The following is a 19,147-nucleotide window of genomic DNA, read 5'->3' as shown; positions in this document are numbered from 1 at the left end:
AATCACCGCCAATTTAGGTTGCGAATCAGGCTTACGGAACCGTCGATCGGCTCCGCCGCCTTGTCACGGCGTTGATAAATCCGTCGCGGGCATCGGAGTGCCCCTGGCCGCGCGGCTCCAGCACGTGGCGGAGCAGGAACAGGCCGGTGATCTGGAAGCCGTCGAGCAGATCCTGATCCGACAGGCTGTTGCCGCCCTCGCCTTCGCGCAGGAACGCCGGCAGCGGCAACAGCCGGTCGCGCCACGGCTCGCCGGCCGCGCGGGACACCGCGCCGCCGGATTTCGGCGACACATAGATCAGGTCGGTGGTCGTCCCCGTCGCCGCGCAGTTCTCCAGGTCGAGCCCGAAGCCGAGCTCGGTCAGCATCGCGAGCTCGAACCGGATCACATGCACGGCGGCAACGACGGCGTCCTCGAAATCGTCGAGCGTCCCCTCCAGCATCTGGTAGATGTCGTCGTGCGGATCGCGCTCCGGCAGCAGCCGCGCCAATGCCCCGAGATGCGTGACGCCGTAGACCGCATGCGACGAGGCCAGCAACGTCGCGGCACGCAGCCGCGTGCCCTCCAGCGCATACATTCCGAGATGCTCGTCGAGCCGCGCCCGCCACACCGCGGTGACGCTGTTGCCGGGCTGTAGCAGCGGGCGCATCCGCGAGCTGGCGCCGCCGCGCACCAGGCCGAGATGGCGGCCGTGCTCCCGCGTCAGCAGCTCGACGATGGCGGAGGATTCGCCATGCCGCCGCACCCCCAGCACGATGCCTTCGTCGGTCCACTCCATGTGGTGAACGTATCACTGTAGGGCGGATTGGCGCAGCGTAATCCGCCGATATCGCCAAGCAGTCGCGGCGGGTTACGCCTTCGGCTAGCCCGCCCTGCGCTTCCCTTACGCGTTGAACCAGCCCTGCGCGTCGCCGGTGAAGGAATAATACAGCCCGGCCGTGGTCAGGAAGCAGGACACGATCTCGATGGCGCTGTCGATCTCCAGACCCCTTTCGCCGATCACCTGCACCAGCGAGATCACCGACAGCACCAGCATCGCAGCGAGCGCCCAGCGCGGCCAGTTCTTGCGGTGCCGCGCGGCGAGCCGCACGAAATACACCAGGAGCAGGATCATGCAGCCGGCCGTCAGGGTCTCGCCCATGATCACCTGATCGGTCCTGACATCGGTCGGGGTGCGGTCCTGGAACGCCACCGACAGCGCGTCGAGCGTCAGCGAGAGATAGAGCAGCACCTCAAACCACAGTACATTTCTGGGCACGTTCATTGCTCTGGACACGTTCACTCGCCGGCTCTTATTCCTTGGGGAAATCCAGTCCCATTTCCTTGTAGCGGTCGGGATCGTCGCCCCAGTTCTCGCGCACCTTGACGAACAGGAACAGGTGCACCGGCACGCCCATGATCTCGGCGATCTCGACGCGCGCCTGCGCGCCGATCGACTTGATGGTGGCGCCGCCCTTGCCGAGCACGATCTTGCGCTGGCTCTCGCGCTCGACATAGATCGTCTGCTCGATGCGGATCGACTTGTCCTTGCGGTCGGTCCAGCTGTCGGTCTCGACCGTCGACTGGTACGGCAATTCCTGATGCAGATGGCTGTAGATCTTCTCGCGGGTGATCTCGGCCGCCAGATGCCGCATCGGCGCGTCCGACATCTGGTCCTCGGGATAGAGGAACGGTCCCGCCGGCACCATTTTCGCCAGCGCCTGGCGCAAATCGTCGACGCCGTCGCCTGACAGCGCCGAGATCATGAAGGTGTGCTCGAAGCGCATCCGCTCGTTGGCGGCCTGCGCCAGCGCCAGCAGCTTCTCGCGCTGCACCAGGTCGACCTTGTTGAGCACCAGGATCTTCGGATGCGCGACGGATTCGAGCTTGGCCAGGATCGCGTTGGCCTCCTCGTCGATCCCCGACTTGGCGTCGAGCAGCACACAGACCAGATCGGCGTCGTGGGCGCCGCTCCAGGCGGTCGACACCATCGCGCGGTCGAGCCTGCGCCGCGGCGCGAAAATGCCGGGCGTGTCGACCAGGATGATCTGCGCGTTGCCTTCGATCACGATGCCGCGGATCAGCGCGCGGGTGGTCTGCACCTTGCGCGACACGATGGTGACCTTGGAGCCCACCAGTGCGTTGACCAGCGTCGACTTGCCGACGTTGGGGGCGCCGATCAGCGCGACGAAGCCACAGCGCGTCGCGTCCTGTTGCCCTTTGGCTTCGTCAGTCATTGGTGCCGACGCCTTCACGCTCGATCATCGCGGATGCTGCTGCCTTCTCGGCCGCGCGCTTGTTGCCGCCAAGGCCCTCGGCGGAGGCGAGGCCAGGCAGGTCAACCGCAACGCGGAATTGTGGATCGTGGTGCGGGCCGGTGCGTTCGACCTCGCGATAGACCGGCGTCGGCAATCCCTTGCCCTGTGCCCATTCCTGCAACACGGTCTTGGGATCGCGCAATGGCCGGCGCAGCTTGTGCATGCGTTCGGTCCAGTTGCGCTCGACGAATTGACGCGCGGCCTCGTAGCCGCCGTCGAGGAAGATCGCCCCGATCACCGCCTCGCAGATGTCGCCGAGCACCGACTTGCGCAGCCGCGCGCCTTCGACCGCCTTGACCATGCCGAGCTTGATGTCGTCGAGCAGCCCGAGCGACTTGGCGACGTCGGCGCAGCTCTCCTTGCGCACGAGGTCGGCGAGCCGCTTCGACAATTCGCCCTCGTCGGCCTTCGGGAACGCCCGGAACAGCATGTCCGAGACGATCAGGCCGAGCACGTGGTCGCCGAGGAATTCCAGCCGCTGGTAGCTGTCAGCACGGTTGCGGCTGGCGGGCTTCAGCGCGGAGACATGGGTGAACGCGGTGGTCAGCAGCGCGGCATCGGTGAACGTATAGCCGATCCGCGCCTCGGTGCCGGCGATCGCAGCCTTGGCCTCGGCGGCCTTGGCTGCCTTGCTACGGCGCTTCTTCGGCGCGGCCGTGCTCTCGGCGGCAGGCGTCTGGCTCGGCTCGCCGCTCGGCGCCTGATCGTTGATGGCTGAAGTCTCGTCGTTCATCGCACGATGGAGAATAGACGATTCCACCGCACTGCGAACGGCCAACGCCAGATCATCCAGGCCTGCTCGCCCTCGGCGATCGAGAAGAAGATCATCTGGGCCCGCCCGATGATGTTCTCGAACGGCACGTAGCCGACCTGCGACAGGAAGCGGCTGTCGGTGGAATTGTCGCGGTTGTCGCCCATCATGAAGAAATGCCCGGGCGGAACGGTGTAGACGATGGTGTTGTCCATGTAGCTGTTGTCTTGGCAGTCCAGCGTCTCATAGCTGACGCCGTTCGGCAGCGTCTCCTTCCAGCGCTTGACGCGCGCGGTGGCATCCGCCGAGCCGCAGGGGTCCTCGCCGACGAAATCGCTCAGCCGCTCGCGCTTGATCGGCTCATCATTGATGTAGAGCAGCCCGTTCTTGACCTCGATCCGGTCGCCCGGCAGCCCGATGACGCGCTTGATATAGTCGGTGGAGTCGTCTCGCGGCAGGCGAAACACCACGATGTCGCCGCGGTTCGGCTCCGAGCCGAAGATGCGGCCCGAGAAGATGTTCGGCGAGAACGGGATCGAATAGTGGCTGTAGCCGTAGGAATATTTCGAGACGAACAGATAGTCGCCGACCAACAGCGTCGCCTTCATCGACCCCGAGGGGATGTTGAACGGCTGGAACAGGAAGGTGCGGATGACGAGCGCGATCAGGAGGGCATGGATGACGACGCGGATGGTTTCGCCCAAGCCGCTCTCAGATTTGGTCCCGGTGGTCACGCTCATTGCTTTCCCAATTCCCGTGGGCCGATGTCCACGCGGTGACAGAACGTTCTCTTCGCGCGAAGCATCAGGCCCTCGCGTGAGGAAAATGGCCTTGATTCTGATCTTGAGGGCAAATTCCGGCCTAAACCTGGAATCCGCGTCTCGCTCGATATAGCCTGCGGCGTTTTAGACGGTTGTTCGCAGAGGCGCAATCAATCGCCGCCTCAAAACTTCGCAATTCATTGAAATATCAATGATTTTTTAGTTTTCTGAAGTTTTCCGGCAGATTCCGGCGCCGCCGGCTCATCTGGCCGGGGCAACCGCCGAAATTATGACGAAGGCCTGCGCCAGCGGCCAATCGTCCGTGATCGACAGATCGATCTGGGGCTGCATGCCCTCGGGCGTCAGTTCCTGGAGCCGGGCCAGCGCCCCGCCGGTCAGTTGCATCGACGGGCGCCCTCCCGGCAGGTTCACGACCCCCATGTCCTTCCACCACACCCCGCGCCGGATACCGGTGCCGAGTGCCTTGGAGCAGGCTTCCTTGGCGGCGAAGCGTTTGGCATAGGTCGCGACCACCATCTTCTCGTTGTTGGCGCGGCGCATCGCCTTGGCGCGCTCGGCGTCGGTGAAGATGCGTTCCAGGAATCGCTCGCCATGGCGCTCGATCACCTTGGCGATCCGGGTGATGTCGATCAGGTCGGAGCCGATACCGATGATCATGCGCCAGCGGCACCTTGAGCGGCACCTTGGGCCTTGGCACGGCCACGGTTCATCGCCGCCCGCATCTCGCGCACCGTCCCGGCAATACCCACGAACAGCGCCTCCCCCATCATGAAATAGCCGATGTTGAGTTCGCGAATTTCAGGCAGCGCGGAAATCGTCTCGGCGGTGTCGTAGTCGAGCCCGTGGCCGGCATGGACCTCGAGCCCGGCCGCCTGCGCGAGCCTGACACCATCGACGATGCGCTTCCATTCCGCATCCGCCTTGTCCTTGTGACCGTCGACCACGGCGTCGCACCAGCCGCCGGTATGGATCTCGATCACCGGCGCCTTCAGCTTCGCGGCCATCTCGATCTGCCTGGGATCGGCGGCGATGAACAGCGAGACCCGGATGCCGGCATCAGTGAGCCGCTCGATGTACGGCGCCAGCGCATTGTGCTGGCCGACGACGTCGAGGCCGCCCTCGGTGGTCAGCTCCTGGCGCCGCTCGGGCACCAGGCAGACCGCATGCGGCTTGGTCGCGAGCGAAATCCGCAGCATGTCGTCGGTCGCCGCCATCTCGAAATTCAGCGGCTTTGATATTTCGGCCTTGAGCCGCGCCATGTCCTCGTCGCGGATATGCCGGCGATCCTCGCGCAGATGCGCGGTGATGCCGTCGGCCCCTGCCGCGATCGCGGCAAGCGCCAGCCGCACTGGATCGGGCCGCGCCCCGCCGCGCGCGTTGCGCAGGGTTGCGACGTGATCGACATTGATACCGAGACGCAGCGGAGGAGCCTTTGACATTTCTCTGACCTGCAAATTCTAGCCTGTCACGCGCGGGTGCAGCCGCGCGAAGGACGCTTCACCCATTGACGCGCTCGACCTTCGCGACGACGGCCTTGGCACGCAACTGCGCGATGATAGCGAGGAGATGCTTCAGGTCATAGACCTCAAGATCGATGGTCAGCTCCGTGAAATCAGGCGACTGGCGCGACATGTGGATGTTGTCGATGTTACCGTCATGCTCCGCGATCACGGTCGCGATCTGGGCGAGGCTGCCGGGCTCGTTGACGTTGTGGACCAGGATGCGCGCCGGGAAGCGCTGCGGCATCGTCTCGTCGATGTCCCAGCGCACGTCGAGCCAGCGCTCCGGCTCCTCCTCGAAATCCTTCAGCGCCGGCGACTGGATCGGATAGATGGTGATCCCCTCGCCCGGCGTGACGATGCCGACGATCCGATCGCCGGGCACGGCGCCGCCGTTCGGCGCGAACTTCACCGGCAGGTCGGAATTGATGCCACGCACCGGGATCACCGAGGTCGCACGCGCCGGATGCGGCGGGTTCTGCGTCTTCAGCTTGGCGACCAGCCCCTTCTTGGCGCCATAGCGCACCAGCCGTTCTTCCTTGTAATCGGGATACATCGCGCGCGCGACGTCGGACGCCTTGATCTCGCCGCGGCCGACCGAGGCCATCACCTCCTCGATCGAGGTGCGCGCGAGCCGCGGCAATGCGCCCTTCAGCTTGTCGTCGGCATATTCGATCTTGGCGCGGGCAAACAGACGGTCGACGATGCGGCGGCCGAGCGCCGCATACTGATCGCGCACGGCATCGCGGGTGGCGCGGCGGATGGCGGCACGCGCCTTGCCGGTGCGGGCAAGCGCCTCCCAGGCCGACGGCGGCGCCGACTGCGCCTTCGAAGTCAGCACCTCGACCTCGTCGCCGTTCTGCAACTCGGACGACAGCGGCGCGAACTTGCCGTTGATCTTGCAGCCGACCGCGCTGTTGCCGACGCCGGTATGCACCGCATAGGCGAAGTCGATCACATTGGCATTGCGCGGCAGCGCGATCAGCTTGCCCTTCGGGGTGAAGCAGAACACCTGGTCATGGAACAGCTCGAGCTTGGTATGCTCGAGAAACTCTTCCGGGTTGGCGCTTTCCGACAGGATGCCGATGGTGTGGCGCAGCCAGGCGAAGGCGTTGGACTCGTGCTTCATCCGCTCATGCGGCGAACCGGCGCCCTCCTTGTAGAAGGCATGCGCGGCGATGCCGAATTCGGCGATCTGGTTCATCTCCTCGGTACGGATCTGCAACTCGACGCGCTGCTTGCCGGGACCGATCACCGTGGTGTGGATGGAGCGATAGTCGTTCTGCTTCGGGGTCGAGATGTAGTCCTTGAAGCGTCCCGGCACGACCGGCCAGGTGGTGTGGACGATGCCGAGCGCACGATAGCAGGCCCCGATATCGTCGAGGATGACGCGGAAGCCGTAGATATCGGACAGCTGCTCGAAGCCGACCGACTTGCGCTCCATCTTGGTCCAGATCGAAAACGGCTGCTTGCGGCGGCCGAACACCCGGGCGGTGATGCCGTTCTTTTGCAAGTTCTTGGAGAGCTGGCTTTCGATCTCGCCGATCAAATTGCGGTTGCGCTCGGCAAGCGCGTCGAGCCGCTGCTTGACCACGGCATAGGCTTCCGGATCGAGCACGAAGAACGACAGGTCCTCCAGCTCCTCGCGCATCTCCTGCATACCCATGCGGCCGGCGAGCGGCGCATAGATGTCCAGCGTCTCCTCGGCGATGCGGCGGCGCGAGGCCGGTGGCATGAACTCCATGGTCCGCATGTTGTGCAGACGGTCGGCGAGCTTGATCAGCAGCACGCGGACGTCGTCGGCGATCGCCAGCAGCAGCTTGCGCAGGTTCTCGGCCTGCTTGGCCTCGCGCGACACCAGTTCGAGCCGCTTCAGCTTGGTCAGGCCCTCGACCAGCGCGCCGATCTCGTGGCCGAAGACATGGTCGATCTCGGCCCGCGTCGCCTCGGTGTCCTCGATGGTGTCGTGCAGCAGCGCAGCCACGATCGTCGCGTCGTCGAGCTTGAGGTTGGTGAGGATCGCGGCGACCTCGAGCGGATGCGAGAAATAGGGGTCGCCGGAGGCGCGTGTCTGCGTGCCGTGCGCCTTCATGGCATAGACATAGGCGCGGTTGAGCAGGTCCTCGTTGGTGTCGGGGTTATAGGAACGGACGCGCTCAACAAGGTCATATTGTCGCATCATGCGTGTCCGCGGCTTGGCCGGCCGCTCCGCCGTGGACGACGCCGGCGCCACCGCGACCGTTTCGGACGCAGCCTGCATCTGGATGGAACTGCGGCGTCGATACGCCATGAAACTCGCTGCCTTTCGCGCGGGACCGGTGTCCCTCTTCCCTCAATCTAGTGCGCTTTCGAATGAAGCAGCACCCCGCGCAGGCCCTGGAACCGTTCAATTTCCCGCGCCCGCATAGGACGCACCGTAACTGCAAAATTGTCAACAAAAGCAAAGGCCCGGAGCGATGTCCGGGCCTTTGGCAAATTGATCTGGCAGATTGATCTGGAGGGAGCGGTCTACTCGTCTTCCTCGGGCTGCTCCTCCGGGGGAGCCAGGCCCTCGAGACCCTTCAGAAGCTCTTCCTCGGTCATCCGCTCGACCGCGACCTCGGTGTCGTCGGCATCGACGCTGGCACCAGCGGAACCGATCAGCGGCACGGTGTCCGGCTCGGGCTCGTCGACCTCGACGAACTTCTGCAAGGAGTGCACAAGTTCCTCGCGGAGGTCTTCCGGCGAGATCGTCGAATCGGCAATTTCCCGTAGCGAGACGACCGGATTCTTGTCATTGTCGCGATCAACCGTGAGTTGCGACCCCGACGAAATCATCCGGGCACGATGCGCGGCCAACAGGACGAGGTCGAAACGATTGTCGACCTTGTCAATGCAGTCTTCGACGGTGACGCGAGCCATCTCGAGGCGCTCCGTGGTAAAAGGGTCCAAACATGTCGGTTATGAGGGTTAGTTATAGGGCTAGACCCGGTTTCGCAAGGTAAAATTTGTGATTTGCCTTCCCAACAGGCTCTGATAACCCCGTCAGCCGGGGCCAGAACGGCCGGAGCGTCTGACGACATGGCTAGGTTGCCGTCCCAGACAAGTAAATCTCTTCATTGCAACGTCAAAGGTCTAGGCTTTTTGCCCTCGCCTCACCATAATTGCGGTGGTGACTGTCGTGGGGAAAGATTCACCGAACTTTAGGCAGCAACGCAGGAAATTGCGCGCGGTTGATCACCGCTGCGCTAAGAACACTAACAACCACGCGAGAACACTTTGATGTCGTCACCTGTTTCCAACAAGATCGCGCTCTTCATCGACGGAGCGAATCTTTACGCAACCGCAAAGACACTGGGCTTCGACATCGACTACAAGCGCCTCCTCAAGGAATTTCAGGGCCGCGGCACGCTGCTCCGCGCGTTCTACTACACGGCGATCATCGAGGATCAGGAATATTCGTCGATCCGTCCGTTGATCGACTGGCTCGACTACAATGGCTACACCGTGGTCACCAAGGCCACCAAGGAATTCATCGACGCCAGCGGCCGCCGCAAGGTGAAGGGCAACATGGACATCGAACTCGCTGTCGATGCCATGGAGCTTGCCGAACACATCGACCAGATGATCCTGTTCTCCGGCGATGGCGACTTCCGCTCGCTGGTCGAGGCGGTGCAGCGCCGCGGCGTCCGCGTCACCGTGATCTCCACCATTGCCAGCCAGCCGCCGATGATCGCCGACGAGTTGCGCCGCCAGGCCGACGTCTTCACCGACCTCGTCGAGCTGCAATCCAAGCTTGGCCGCGATCCGTCCGAACGCCCGGCCCCGCGCGAACCGCGCCACCATACGTCGCATTCCCCGCAATTCCTGCAACGCGCGACCACGATGGCCCCACGGGGAGCCGATGACGATTTCGACGAGTAATATCGTCGCTCGAGCCACGCGCCCCGACAGCAACTGTCAGCTCTGTCCACGGTTGGCCGGATTTCGCGCCGAGAGTCGCGCGCGCCATCCGGACTGGTTCAACTCGCCGGTGGAATCGTTCGGCGATCCGAATGCACGGCTGTTGATCGTCGGGCTCGCACCGGGCATGCAGGGTGCCAACCGCACCGGCCGTCCCTTCACCGGCGACTACGCGGGCGATCTGCTCTACGCCACCCTGCTCGAATATGGTTTCGCCAGCGGCGTCTATCAGGCGCGGCCGGACGATGGCTTCACGCTGGTCGACAGTCGAATCAGCAACGCCGTGCGCTGCGTGCCGCCGCAGAACAAGCCGCTGCCGGTCGAGATCAACACCTGCCGGCAATTCCTCAGCACCACGATCGCCGCGATGCCGAACGTACGCGCGATCGTCCTGCTGGGACGCATCGCCCACGAATCGACCTTGAGGGCATTGGGGCTTCGCCTGGCTGCCGCGCCATTTGTGCACGGTGCCGTGCATAGCGCAGGCAACTACAAGCTCTACGACAGCTACCACTGCTCGCGCTACAACACGAACACTGGCGTGTTGACGACCGACATGTTCCGCAAGGTCTTCGCGACCGTGCGGAAGGATCTGGAGACCTGACGAAGCGCGGGGACGCGATGGCGGACAGTCTACATATTCCGTTGCAGCCAATCGACTGGGACGCCGAGGATGTGACGGCGGCGATCGGAGAGATCGTCACTGACGCGCTCGCCAGCCTTGATCCTGTGCATTTCTGGCCGGCGCACCCCAAAGATGACGGCCTTCCGGATGGAACCGCGAGCTTTTACTTCGGCGCGACGGGGATGATCTGGGCGCTCGACTATCTCAGGCAGGTTGGCGCGATCAGCGTACCCTTCGATTTCGGCCCGGTGCTGCCGCGCCTGATTGAGAACAGCAGAGCTGAATTCGCAAAGCGCAACTATTCGGCACACGGATCGCTCCTGTTCGGCGATCTTGGCAGCCTCCTCCTCATGATGCGGCTGCGCCCCGACGCTGTCGTCGCAGATCAAATCTACGACCGAGCCGAAGCAAACATCTCCCTTCCGATCCGTGAGTTGATGTGGGGCATGCCGGGCTCGATGCTGGCGTGCCTCCATATGCATGACATGACGCGCGAGGCGCGTTGGCGTCCGTTGTTCAACGCCCAGGCCACGCGGCTGCTGTCCGAGCTTGAAGACACCGAGCTGGGACCCCTGTGGCGACAAGATCTGTACGGTCATCATCACCGTTGGCTTGGTCCCGTGCATGGTTATGCCGGGAATATGATCCCGTTGCTGCGCGGCTGGAGCTGGCTGGAAGAAGAGCAGCGCGCGCTGGTGACCACGATCGTTCCGCAAACCCTGACACGGAACGCGTGGCGAACCGCCGCGGGCATCAACTGGCCGGCCATCGCCGGCGGCACCTCGCGTCTGTGCCAGCACTGCCACGGCGCACCAGGCATGGTCACGACGTTTGCCGACGTGCCCTTGGAATCGCCTGGGCTGGACGAGTTGCTACGGCAGGGCGGCGAATTTACCTGGAACGCCGGCCCGCTCAGCAAGGGCTCCAACCTCTGTCACGGCACGGGCGGCAACGGCTACGCCTTCCTGAAGCTCTTCCGCCGGCTCGGCGACGCCACTTGGCTTGAACGGGCGCGATCGTTCGCGATGACGGCCATCGCCCAATGCCGCGAAGAAAGGTCGGAACTCGGACGAGGCCGCTATACGTTATGGACCGGCGACGTCGGTCTGGCGGTCTATCTCTGGGATTGCCTAACCGGCGAACCCCGCTTCCCGACTATCGACGTGTTCTAACGAGCAACCGGATTGTCCTGGCGCCAGTTGCACGGGCTCGCAAATGCCAGTTGCGACCGCTTCGGGGCTGAAGACACCCGCGAAAATTCTGAATAATAGAAAAATATCACTGAGTTGCCCGACATGTCAAGTTGCTTGGTCGAACGCCGGCCGCCGCTGGCTGCTTTGCATGGGGTTGTTTTCGATATTTTGGCTGCCCCCCTGCGACCGCCCCACGGCTTCATATTGCTCCAGCTAGTCGTTCCGCGGATTGTCCTTCAGCCATTCCAGCACGTTGCCGGCGTTCCGGTCGGGTGGAAACACCGGATAGAACACGTGCGTGATGCGCGCATCGTCGATGATGAGCGCGAGCCGCTTGATCAGGGTCTGACCGGCCACCGACATCGTCGGCAACTTGAGCGTGTGCGTCAGTTCCAGCGCTTCGTCGGACAGCACTGCGAACGGCAGATGCAGGCGCGATGCCATCTCGATCTGATAGTCGTTGCTCTGCGTCGACAGCCCGAACACCTGCGCCGCACCGGCCGCCTTGAGGTCGGCGAACAGGTCGCGGAACGCGCAGGTCTGCGGCGTGCAGCCGCGCGCACCCGGGATCATGTCCCAATCATCGACCAGCCCGATCTTGCCGGGCTCGCCGGTTCGCGGATAGGCGAACACCACGGTGCGGCCCTCGAGCGCCGCCAGCACCACCGACGTATCGTCGGTCGCGCGCAGCCGGACCGGCGGGATCGTCATGCCGGTCAGATGGGCCGCGCCGCCGTCGTCGCGAGGTGGCGGAATCTTGCTCCAGTCGACGTCGGTGAGGCTGCTCTGGGTCATGGCCGACATCTCCCTGGGCGTCATTGCGAACGAAGCGAAGCAATCCGTAGCGACGCGCACTGGATAGATGGCTTCGTCGCTGCGCTCCTCGCAATGACGGCTTGAACTCTATCCCCGCGCCCGCATCAGGCGGCCCTTCTCGCGGCCCCAATCGCGCTTCTTCTCGCTCTCGCGCTTGTCGTGCAGCTTCTTGCCCTTGGCGACCGCAAGCAGCAGTTTGGCACGACCGCGCTCGTTGAAGTACAGCTTCAGCGGAATGAGCGTCATGCCCTCGCGGTCGACCGCACCGAGCAGCTTGTTGATCTGCTTGCGATGCAGCAGCAGCTTCCGCGGCCGCTTCGGCTCGTGGTTGAAGCGGTTGGCCTGCAGATATTCGGGGATATTGGCATTGATCAGCCAGATCTCGCCGTCCTTGGAATCCGCATAGGATTCCGCGATCGTGCTCTTGCCGCTGCGGATTGATTTCACCTCGGTACCGGTCAGCGAAATGCCGGCCTCGATGGTGTCCTCGATGGCGTAGTTGAAGCGGGCCTTTCGGTTTTCGGCGACAACCTTGATCGGGCGTTCGTTCTTCTCGGCCACTTTAGCTCTTCTTGAGGAGGTCGCGGATTTCCGTCAGCAGCACGACCTCGGCGGACGGCTTCGGCGGCTCGGCGGGCGCAGCCGCCTCCTTGCGCTTGAGCTGGTTCATGGTGCGGATGACGATGAACAGCACGAATGCGACGATGACGAAATTCACGATCAGGGTGATGAAGCTGCCGTAAGCCAGCACGGCACCTTGCTTCTTGGCGTCGGCCAGGTTGGTGGCCACCACGTTCTTGGAGAGCGGGACGAAATAGTTGGAGAAGTCGAGGCCGCCCAGCATGCCGACGATCGGCATGATGATGTCGTTGACCAACGACGTGACGATGCCTCCGAAGGCCGCACCGATGATGACGCCGACGGCGAGGTCGACGACATTGCCCTTCATGGCGAAATCGCGGAATTCCTTCAGCATTCCCATCCCCTTCTGTTCGACATTGCGCACGACATCGTGCACGGCAGTACAGTCTTGGCTCAGTTGATCAGGCCGGCATGCACCATGGCGCTGCGGACGGCCTGGCGGGTCGGCTCCGAAACCGGCACCATCGGCAAACGCAGCTTCTCGTCGAGCTTGCCGAGCAGCGACATCGCATACTTCACCGGCGCCGGGTTGCTCTCGATGAACAGGTTGGTGTGCAGCGGCATCAGCTTGTCATGGATCTTCAACGCGGTGGTGACATCGCCCTTCTGCCAGGCGGTCTGGAATTCCGAGCACAGCCTGGGCGCGACGTTCGAGGTCACCGAGATGCAGCCATGGCCGCCGTGTGCCATGTAGCCGATGATGGTGGCATCCTCGCCCGACAGTTGGTTGAAGTCCTCGCCCATCGCGGCGCGCTGCTGCGACACCCGCACCATGCTGGCGGTCGCGTCCTTCACGCCGGCGATGTTCTTCAACTCGAACAGCCGCTTCATGGTGTCGACCGACATGTCGATCACCGAACGCGGCGGGATGTTGTAGATGATGATCGGAATGTTGATCGCATCGTTGATCGCCTTGAAGTGCTGATACATGCCCTCCTGGGTCGGCTTGTTGTAGTACGGCGTCACCACCAGCACCGCGGTCGCACCGGCCTTCTCGGCATGCTCGGCCAGCTCGATCGCTTCCTTGGTCGAGTTCGAGCCCGCGCCGGCGATCACTGGCACCCGGCCCTTGGCCTCCTCGATGCACCACTCGACCACCCGCTTGTGCTCGTCATGGCTGAGCGTCGGGCTTTCGCCTGTCGTGCCGACCGGCACCAGGCCGTGCGTGCCCTCGGAAATCTGCCAGTTCACGAGGCTTCGGAACGCCGCCTCATCCACGCCGCCGTTCTTGAAGGGCGTCACCAAGGCAGTGAATGACCCCCGGAATTTTGTCTTGGCTGCCATGGACTTCCTCCAAACGCTTCAGGCTAAGGCTAAGGTCGACGGACCCGTGTTTTTGGCGTGCTTCCGGCCGTGCGACCAACCCGGTTCATGTGAAACCGCCATGAAAGGCAATTCATACCGGGTCTGACCGACCGGCGAAAGGGCCGTACCGTACCTATTCCCAGCCGGTTCCAGCCGCGATTTTGCCGCGGTGCTGGCGCAAACAGCCGCACCGGCAGGCTTCTTAGTATTTTGTCTACGTTTTCACTCAAATAAGAACCCATGGCCCGATCGACCAGATGATTCGGGGCCACGGAGGGCTTCCGTGATTCGTTCCGCCCGAGCAGGTACATTGCGATCGACGGCACTGGCGACGAGCCTGGCGCTCGTCGTCGGCCTTGCGACTCTGACGGCCGACGCATGGGCTGCCTCGGATGCTCCGGCGGCGGCGCCGGCTGCCGACAGCACCTCTTCCAAACCCACCGCTCCCAAATCCACCGCGGCCAAGACCACGCCGAAGGCTTTTCCCAAGACCACGGCAAAGCCGACCGCGGCCAAGCACAACGATACCAAGGCCAGCGCAGCCAAGACGAGCGAGACCAAGGCCGAAACGGCCAAGACACACGCGTCCAAATCCAGCGCGGCCAAGACGGAGGGCGCCAAGACCAGCCCTGCCAAGACCACCCCTGCCAAGACCACGGATTCCAAAACCTCGGACTCCAAAACCTCGGACTCCAAAGCGACTGCGTCAAAGACAACCGCGTCAAAGAGCACGACAACCAAGTCCGGCGCAGCGAAGTCGGCGGCTCCGGTCGCGACCGGAAGTCTGCCGAAGCGACCGGCGCCAGTCAGCGCTTCCGCGCCCGCGCTGGTTCCGGCGACCCGCCAGCACGCCGCGCCGATCGTGCGCAAGCCGGTGCTGCCCGCGGCGATCGCAGCGACATCGTCGACCTCGCAGTCGGACAAGGATGTGCTCGCAAGCGTCGTCGAGCTGCTGCGCAAGCGCCGGCCGGCCGACGCCACCGAAGCCGAGGCCTCGATCTCCGACCCGGTCGCGCGCAAGCTCGCCGAATGGCTGATCCTGCGCAGCGAGAACAATGGCGCCTCGGTCGAACGCTACCGCACCTTCCTTGATGCCAATCCGGGCTGGCCGTCACAGACCTTCCTGCGGCGCCGGATCGAGGCCTCGCTGTGGGACGATCGCCGCGACGACTCCGCGGTCTGGGCCTGGTTCCAGAATGAATCGCCGATCTCGGCCAAGGGCCGCCTCGCGCTCGCCAAGGTGATGGTCTCCCGCGGTGATCGCGGCAATGCCGAACGCCTGGTCCGCGAGGCCTGGCGCAACGACGGCATGAGCGAGGACACCGAAACCGCCGCGCTCGATATGTTCGGCTCGTTCCTGACCGCGGGCGACCACAAGGCGCGCATGGACGCGATGCTCTATGGCACCGACAACGAGGCTGCCGGCATGCGCGCAGCCAAGCGTCTCGGCTCCGGTTACGTCGCGCTGGCCAAGGCGCGCATCGCCGCCACCCGCAAGGGCTCGAACCTGCGCGCGCTGCTCGAGGCGGTGCCGAGCGAACTCACCGGCGACACCGGCTATCTGTTCGCCAAGATCCAGTTGCTCCGCCGCGAGGAGAAATTCGCCGAAGCCGCGCGGCTGATGCTGAGCGCGCCGAAGGATCCATCGCGCCTCTACAACGTCGACGAATGGTGGATCGAGCGCCGGCTGCTGGCGCGCAAGATGATCGACAACAACGAATTTCGCACCGCTTATCTGATTGCGCGCGACGCGGCGCTGCCGGCCCGCGACATCTACAAGACCGAGCAGGAATTCACCTCGGGCTGGATCGCGTTGCGCTTCCTCAACGATCCCGCCCTCGCCTCCGAGCATTTCGCGCGGATCGGCGTCGGCAGCGCCAACCCGACCGCGCTGGCGCGTGCCGGCTATTGGCAGGGCCGCGCCGCGGAAGCCGCCGGCCGGGGCCAGGAGGCACGCGCCGCCTATGCCCGCGCGGCCGAGCAATCGACCAGCTATTACGGCCAGCTCGCGCGCGCCAAGCTCGGCCTGCCGCAGATCGAGCTCAACAGCGCGCCGCGCGGCCGCGGCGCCGACCGTCTGGAAATCGTCCGTGCCGTTGCGCTGCTTTATGAGATCGACGCCCGCGAGTTCGCGATCCCGATCTTCGGCGACATGGGCGACAATGGCGATCCGGAAGCTCTCGCCGGGCTCGGCGAGCTGACCGCACGCAACGGCGATGCCCGCGGCATGCTGCTGATGGGCAAGGCCGCGCTCAATCGCGGCCTGCCGTTCGACCACTACGCCTATCCGGTGAACGGCATTCCCTCCTTCCGGCAGGTCGGGCCGGAGGTCGAGCAGAGCGTGGTCTACGCCATCGCCCGCCAGGAGAGCGCGTTCAATCCGGCCGTGGTGTCGCCGGCGCAGGCTTATGGCCTGATGCAGGTGACGCCGGATGCCGGACGCTATGTCTCCAAGCGCGCCGGCATCACCTTCGATCTCAACCGGATGAAGACCGACCCGGTCTACAATGCGATGTTGGGCGCCGCCGAACTCGGCGGCCTGCTCGAGGACTATCGCGGCTCCTATATCCTCACCTTCGCCGCCTACAATGCCGGCCGCGGCAGCGTGCGGAAGTGGATCGAGCGCTACGGCGATCCCCGCGATCCCAAGGTCGACGCGGTCGATTGGGTCGAGCTGATTCCGTTCTCCGAGACCCGGAACTACGTCCAGCGGATCATGGAGAACCTGCAGGTCTACCGTGCCCGGTTCGGCGGCGGCAGCAGGTTGCAGATCGAGGCCGACCTGCATCGCGGCGCCAGCGTGGAATGAGCTGGCCCGGCCGGTTTTCAACAGAGATGTGACGGGACATTGCTGATCGCGGCCAGATCTTGAGCTAACCCGTTGTTATAGCATAATTTTCATGAACTTTTGCACCCCCGCACCGGGAATCAGCGCCTTATATAAAGGCTGCGCACTCTGCTGGTGGCGGAGCTGCCACTAAATCACCTTGTCGCAATCTGAATCTGCCGCTTGCGGCTCAGCGCCCACTCGGGCATATCGGCGCCACCGGAGAGGTGGCCGAGTGGCTGAAGGCAACGCTTTGCTAAAGCGTCATACGGTCTCAAGCTGTATCGAGGGTTCGAATCCCTCCCTCTCCGCCAGCCCTCGGCTGTCCGGCCCAGACAGATGGGTAACAGATCGTACCTAAGACATGGGTGACAACCTCGTGCCGAACGGGTTGTCGAGTGGTTGCAGGGTTTTCTGCTCCAGGTCAAAGTATCCCAAATCATAGTGCATGAAGCTGGCGAGCCAAATGCCGTCGTCGACCTCCTTGATGCCGAGTTTCTGGCCGGCCAGGACGGTGGAGATGTTGATTCTCTTGCGGAGTAGGCAGAGGCGTCCGCAGGCGGTGACGAGGACGTCGCGGTCGTGGAACGGATAGGTCAGCTCAGGCAGGCCTGCATAACGACGTGGTGAAGCGCCGTAGAGCTCGGCCGGGCACTTCATGTCGAGCGCCTCATGAGGTCGTTCGGTATTGAACTCGCGGATGAAGGCGTCGAAGCGGTCCTGCTGCTGTAAACTGTTGGAGCCGGGCGGACGGGTGGCTTCCTTCTTGAGCGTCAGGTGCATGCGTTCATGGCGGCCATTTTGCTGCGGATGGCCAGGTTTGATGCGCTCGATCGCGATGCCGAGCCGGAGCCACCACACCGACAGCTTTGAGAGATTGAACAAGGCATTGGGACTGGCAAAGGGCACGCCATTGTCGGATCGGATGGCAAGCGGCAGGCCGCGTTCACGGAACAGGCGCTCGAAGGCATCAATTGCAGGCTCCTCGCGCGTTGAATCGAGTGCTTCGCATAAGAGCAGAAAGCGCGAGGCATGATCGGTGACGGTCAAGGGATAGCAGTACCGGCCGTTGCCGAGCTTGAACTCGCCCTTGAAGTCGGTGCACCACAGATCATTGGGCACGGCGCCTGGCGACAGCGGCGTGCCGCGCGCGCGGTGGCGCGGCCCGCCTCCGCGCCTGACCAGACCGTGGCGGTCGAGTACCGCATGGATGGTGCTTTTGGCCGGAACGCGGATATCGCCATCGAGCCGCCGTACCAAAAGTTCGCGGATCTTGCGGGCTCCCCAGTGCGGCTTCTCGGCCTTCAGCCGGACAATCAGGGCTTCAAGCGGCTGCGGGAGCTGGTTGGCATAACGCACCGGCCGGCGCGACCGGTCGCTCAGCGCTTCGAGCCCGTGCTCCTTGTATCGATCGAAAATCTTGTACCCGGTCTTCCGCGAGATGCCGAACTCCCGGCAAACCTCGGTCATCGCCTCTCCATCCAGCAGGCGGGCGACAAAGCGAAGGCGCTCTTCCATTACCGAACTCGCTTTCCACGGCATCCACACCTCCCGCAGAACAAAAGCGGAAAGTGTAACCCATGTGTCCGGTACGTTCTGTCACCTATCTCTCGGGCCGCTCAGGCTGTTCAACGATGCTCCCTAACGATCTCCGTCGAGAAATTTGGGCGCCCACCCGTCCGGCATGAGCCGGCGGTAACCTCCGCGTGAACGAAACGTCATTCCCGGCACCTCGAAGCGAGCGCGAAACAGACCCCGTTCAAGCTGGCTGCATTGTTTTCCTCACCTGATCATTTCCGGGGTAAAGCCATGCAGCAAGACGGTGGCATTCAATTCCAGGATCTCGACAAGATCTTGCGTGACGCGCAGCTTCGTCGCTCCGGCGACCTGGGTCCGTGGTTTCGGCAGCGCTTCTCTGCCAGAGCAGCCGGCTTCGTTATGGCAACTTCGTTCGCTTTCATGGTTTTCTTGCTGACGATCGTGGCCGCCCCACGGCCGGTCTCGAGCGCTGCGCTCGGCAGCGACTGGCAATGCAGCAAGGCGGCGTTTGTCGTGACGACCTGTCGTCAAGCCGATCCCGCACACTCATAGCAAGCGGCCCTATCGTTGAAGGAACGTCGGCGTTTGCCCGGCGTTGCAAAGGCGGCGACGGCACTTGCCAGCACAACCGGTCCCATCGTCGACCAAACGATGTCGACGCAATGCCGCAACATCGCGAGCAACATTCTCTTTGCGAGGCAAATTGCCATGAACAAACGCAGGCAGACCTATTTTCGCAATGCGCTGGATCTGAGGGACAAGATCCAGGTCAAGATCTTGAGGAAGCGTCTCAAGGTCTCCGATCAACAGTTTGCTTCCATCGTTCGGAAATCTGGCCCTTCGATTTCCGCCATCACCAAGGAAGCAAAGGTGATCTGATCCAACAACTCCAAGGGATCGGACGGTCGCCACCTCAATGGCGGGGCTAT

The 19,147-nt window shown here is 63.6% G+C and carries 20 protein-coding genes and 1 tRNA gene; 6 read left to right on the top strand and 15 right to left on the bottom strand.

What is annotated here, in order from left to right:
* Positions 1-31 precede the first annotated feature (31 nt).
* The 9 genes from recO to rpoZ form a co-directional block, all read right to left on the bottom strand.
* On the bottom strand, positions 32-778 hold the full coding sequence (gene recO, locus B2W55_RS20770) for a DNA repair protein RecO (RefSeq protein ID WP_024583342.1): 747 nt from the start codon (positions 776-778) through the stop codon (positions 32-34).
* 105 nt (positions 779-883) lie between these two features.
* Positions 884-1,264 carry a hypothetical protein gene (locus tag B2W55_RS20765; protein ID WP_024583341.1) on the bottom strand — a complete coding sequence of 127 codons (381 nt, stop codon included), beginning with the start codon at positions 1,262-1,264 and terminating at the stop codon, positions 884-886.
* A 28-nt stretch (positions 1,265-1,292) separates the two neighbouring features.
* On the bottom strand, positions 1,293-2,216 hold the full coding sequence (gene era, locus B2W55_RS20760; protein ID WP_024583340.1) for a GTPase Era: 924 nt from the start codon (positions 2,214-2,216) through the stop codon (positions 1,293-1,295).
* Complete coding sequence (rnc, locus tag B2W55_RS20755; protein WP_024583339.1) at positions 2,209-3,030, bottom strand: ribonuclease III; 822 nt, start codon at positions 3,028-3,030, stop codon at positions 2,209-2,211. The genes era and rnc overlap by 8 nt, the downstream gene beginning before the upstream one ends.
* A complete protein-coding gene (gene lepB / locus B2W55_RS20750) occupies positions 3,027-3,788 on the bottom strand; it encodes a signal peptidase I (protein WP_024583338.1) in 762 nt (253 codons plus the stop codon). Before lepB ends, rnc begins: the two co-directional genes overlap by 4 nt.
* Positions 3,789-4,070: 282 nt before the next feature.
* Positions 4,071-4,487 carry a holo-ACP synthase gene (acpS, locus tag B2W55_RS20745; RefSeq protein ID WP_024583337.1) on the bottom strand — a complete coding sequence of 139 codons (417 nt, stop codon included), beginning with the start codon at positions 4,485-4,487 and terminating at the stop codon, positions 4,071-4,073.
* Positions 4,484-5,269 (bottom strand): pyridoxine 5'-phosphate synthase, encoded by a 786-nt coding sequence (locus B2W55_RS20740; protein WP_024583336.1) that lies wholly within the window; start codon positions 5,267-5,269, stop codon positions 4,484-4,486. Before B2W55_RS20740 ends, acpS begins: the two co-directional genes overlap by 4 nt.
* 58 nt (positions 5,270-5,327) lie before the next feature.
* Positions 5,328-7,619 carry a RelA/SpoT family protein gene (locus B2W55_RS20735; RefSeq protein ID WP_024583335.1) on the bottom strand — a complete coding sequence of 764 codons (2,292 nt, stop codon included), beginning with the start codon at positions 7,617-7,619 and terminating at the stop codon, positions 5,328-5,330.
* A gap of 218 nt (positions 7,620-7,837) precedes the next feature.
* The gene (gene rpoZ / locus B2W55_RS20730; RefSeq protein WP_024512695.1) at positions 7,838-8,230 is read right to left on the bottom strand and encodes a DNA-directed RNA polymerase subunit omega; all 393 of its coding nucleotides are present in this window, start codon (positions 8,228-8,230) and stop codon (positions 7,838-7,840) included.
* A gap of 360 nt (positions 8,231-8,590) precedes the next feature.
* On the opposite strand from rpoZ, the gene B2W55_RS20725 reads away from it, so the two are divergent.
* Genes B2W55_RS20725 through B2W55_RS20715 form a run of 3 tightly spaced genes read left to right on the top strand, consistent with a single transcriptional unit; the run spans position 8,591 to position 11,068 of the window.
* Positions 8,591-9,232: an NYN domain-containing protein gene (locus B2W55_RS20725; protein WP_024583334.1), complete on the top strand. Its 642-nt coding sequence runs from the start codon at positions 8,591-8,593 to the stop codon at positions 9,230-9,232.
* Positions 9,213-9,875 (top strand): uracil-DNA glycosylase, encoded by a 663-nt coding sequence (locus B2W55_RS20720; RefSeq protein WP_024583333.1) that lies wholly within the window; start codon positions 9,213-9,215, stop codon positions 9,873-9,875. The genes B2W55_RS20725 and B2W55_RS20720 overlap by 20 nt, the downstream gene beginning before the upstream one ends.
* A 17-nt stretch (positions 9,876-9,892) precedes the next feature.
* On the top strand, positions 9,893-11,068 hold the full coding sequence (locus B2W55_RS20715) for a lanthionine synthetase C family protein (protein WP_024583332.1): 1,176 nt from the start codon (positions 9,893-9,895) through the stop codon (positions 11,066-11,068).
* Between the two features lie 234 nt (positions 11,069-11,302).
* Here B2W55_RS20715 and B2W55_RS20710 read toward each other — a convergent pair whose 3' ends face one another.
* From B2W55_RS20710 to dapA, 4 genes are all read right to left on the bottom strand, one after another.
* Entirely contained in the window at positions 11,303-11,884 is a 582-nt protein-coding gene (locus B2W55_RS20710) for a peroxiredoxin (protein ID WP_024583331.1), read from the bottom strand.
* 108 nt (positions 11,885-11,992) lie between these two features.
* Entirely contained in the window at positions 11,993-12,466 is a 474-nt protein-coding gene (smpB, locus tag B2W55_RS20705) for an SsrA-binding protein SmpB (protein ID WP_024583330.1), read from the bottom strand.
* Position 12,467: 1 nt separating this feature from the next.
* Entirely contained in the window at positions 12,468-12,881 is a 414-nt protein-coding gene (gene mscL / locus B2W55_RS20700; protein ID WP_024583329.1) for a large conductance mechanosensitive channel protein MscL, read from the bottom strand.
* A 59-nt stretch (positions 12,882-12,940) separates the two neighbouring features.
* Entirely contained in the window at positions 12,941-13,831 is an 891-nt protein-coding gene (gene dapA, locus B2W55_RS20695; protein WP_024583328.1) for a 4-hydroxy-tetrahydrodipicolinate synthase, read from the bottom strand.
* Between the two features lie 331 nt (positions 13,832-14,162).
* Here dapA and B2W55_RS20690 point away from each other — a divergent pair, with 331 nt between their 5' ends.
* A complete protein-coding gene (locus B2W55_RS20690) occupies positions 14,163-16,661 on the top strand; it encodes a transglycosylase SLT domain-containing protein (RefSeq protein WP_024583327.1) in 2,499 nt (832 codons plus the stop codon).
* A 239-nt stretch (positions 16,662-16,900) separates the two neighbouring features.
* A tRNA-Ser gene (locus B2W55_RS20685) sits at positions 16,901-16,993 on the top strand.
* Positions 16,994-17,036: 43 nt separating this feature from the next.
* Here the strand turns inward: B2W55_RS20685 and B2W55_RS20680 are convergent.
* Both B2W55_RS20680 and B2W55_RS20675 read right to left on the bottom strand, forming a co-directional pair.
* Positions 17,037-18,221 (bottom strand): IS481 family transposase, encoded by a 1,185-nt coding sequence (locus B2W55_RS20680; protein ID WP_024583326.1) that lies wholly within the window; start codon positions 18,219-18,221, stop codon positions 17,037-17,039.
* A 240-nt stretch (positions 18,222-18,461) separates the two neighbouring features.
* On the bottom strand, positions 18,462-18,749 hold the full coding sequence (locus B2W55_RS20675) for a hypothetical protein (RefSeq protein ID WP_145987198.1): 288 nt from the start codon (positions 18,747-18,749) through the stop codon (positions 18,462-18,464).
* Between the two features lie 54 nt (positions 18,750-18,803).
* On the opposite strand from B2W55_RS20675, the gene B2W55_RS20670 reads away from it, so the two are divergent.
* Positions 18,804-19,097, top strand: coding sequence for a DUF3606 domain-containing protein (locus B2W55_RS20670; RefSeq protein ID WP_052506903.1), 294 nt, complete (start codon positions 18,804-18,806; stop codon positions 19,095-19,097).
* Positions 19,098-19,147: the final 50 nt, after the last annotated feature.

The organism is Bradyrhizobium sp. UBA2491 (assembly GCF_002341725.1).
Taxonomy (GTDB): domain Bacteria; phylum Pseudomonadota; class Alphaproteobacteria; order Rhizobiales; family Xanthobacteraceae; genus Bradyrhizobium.
The sequence above is the reverse complement of the archived record's forward strand: the minus strand, read 5'-3'. Positions and strand labels throughout refer to the sequence as shown.

Bases quoted from the DNA above. Each gene is read 5' to 3' on its own strand.
- recO (WP_024583342.1), bottom strand. From the start codon at position 778: ATGGAGTGGACCGACGAAGGCATCGTGCTGGGGGTGCGGCGGCATGGC.
- B2W55_RS20765 (WP_024583341.1), bottom strand. From the start codon at position 1,264: ATGAACGTGCCCAGAAATGTACTGTGGTTTGAGGTGCTGCTCTATCTC.
- era (WP_024583340.1), bottom strand. From the start codon at position 2,216: ATGACTGACGAAGCCAAAGGGCAACAGGACGCGACGCGCTGTGGCTTC.
- rnc (WP_024583339.1), bottom strand. From the start codon at position 3,030: ATGAACGACGAGACTTCAGCCATCAACGATCAGGCGCCGAGCGGCGAG.
- lepB (WP_024583338.1), bottom strand. From the start codon at position 3,788: ATGAGCGTGACCACCGGGACCAAATCTGAGAGCGGCTTGGGCGAAACC.
- acpS (WP_024583337.1), bottom strand. From the start codon at position 4,487: ATGATCATCGGTATCGGCTCCGACCTGATCGACATCACCCGGATCGCC.
- B2W55_RS20740 (WP_024583336.1), bottom strand. From the start codon at position 5,269: ATGTCAAAGGCTCCTCCGCTGCGTCTCGGTATCAATGTCGATCACGTC.
- B2W55_RS20735 (WP_024583335.1), bottom strand. From the start codon at position 7,619: ATGGCGTATCGACGCCGCAGTTCCATCCAGATGCAGGCTGCGTCCGAA.
- rpoZ (WP_024512695.1), bottom strand. From the start codon at position 8,230: ATGGCTCGCGTCACCGTCGAAGACTGCATTGACAAGGTCGACAATCGT.
- B2W55_RS20725 (WP_024583334.1), top strand. From the start codon at position 8,591: ATGTCGTCACCTGTTTCCAACAAGATCGCGCTCTTCATCGACGGAGCG.
- B2W55_RS20720 (WP_024583333.1), top strand. From the start codon at position 9,213: ATGACGATTTCGACGAGTAATATCGTCGCTCGAGCCACGCGCCCCGAC.
- B2W55_RS20715 (WP_024583332.1), top strand. From the start codon at position 9,893: ATGGCGGACAGTCTACATATTCCGTTGCAGCCAATCGACTGGGACGCC.
- B2W55_RS20710 (WP_024583331.1), bottom strand. From the start codon at position 11,884: ATGACCCAGAGCAGCCTCACCGACGTCGACTGGAGCAAGATTCCGCCA.
- mscL (WP_024583329.1), bottom strand. From the start codon at position 12,881: ATGCTGAAGGAATTCCGCGATTTCGCCATGAAGGGCAATGTCGTCGAC.
- dapA (WP_024583328.1), bottom strand. From the start codon at position 13,831: ATGGCAGCCAAGACAAAATTCCGGGGGTCATTCACTGCCTTGGTGACG.
- B2W55_RS20680 (WP_024583326.1), bottom strand. From the start codon at position 18,221: ATGCCGTGGAAAGCGAGTTCGGTAATGGAAGAGCGCCTTCGCTTTGTC.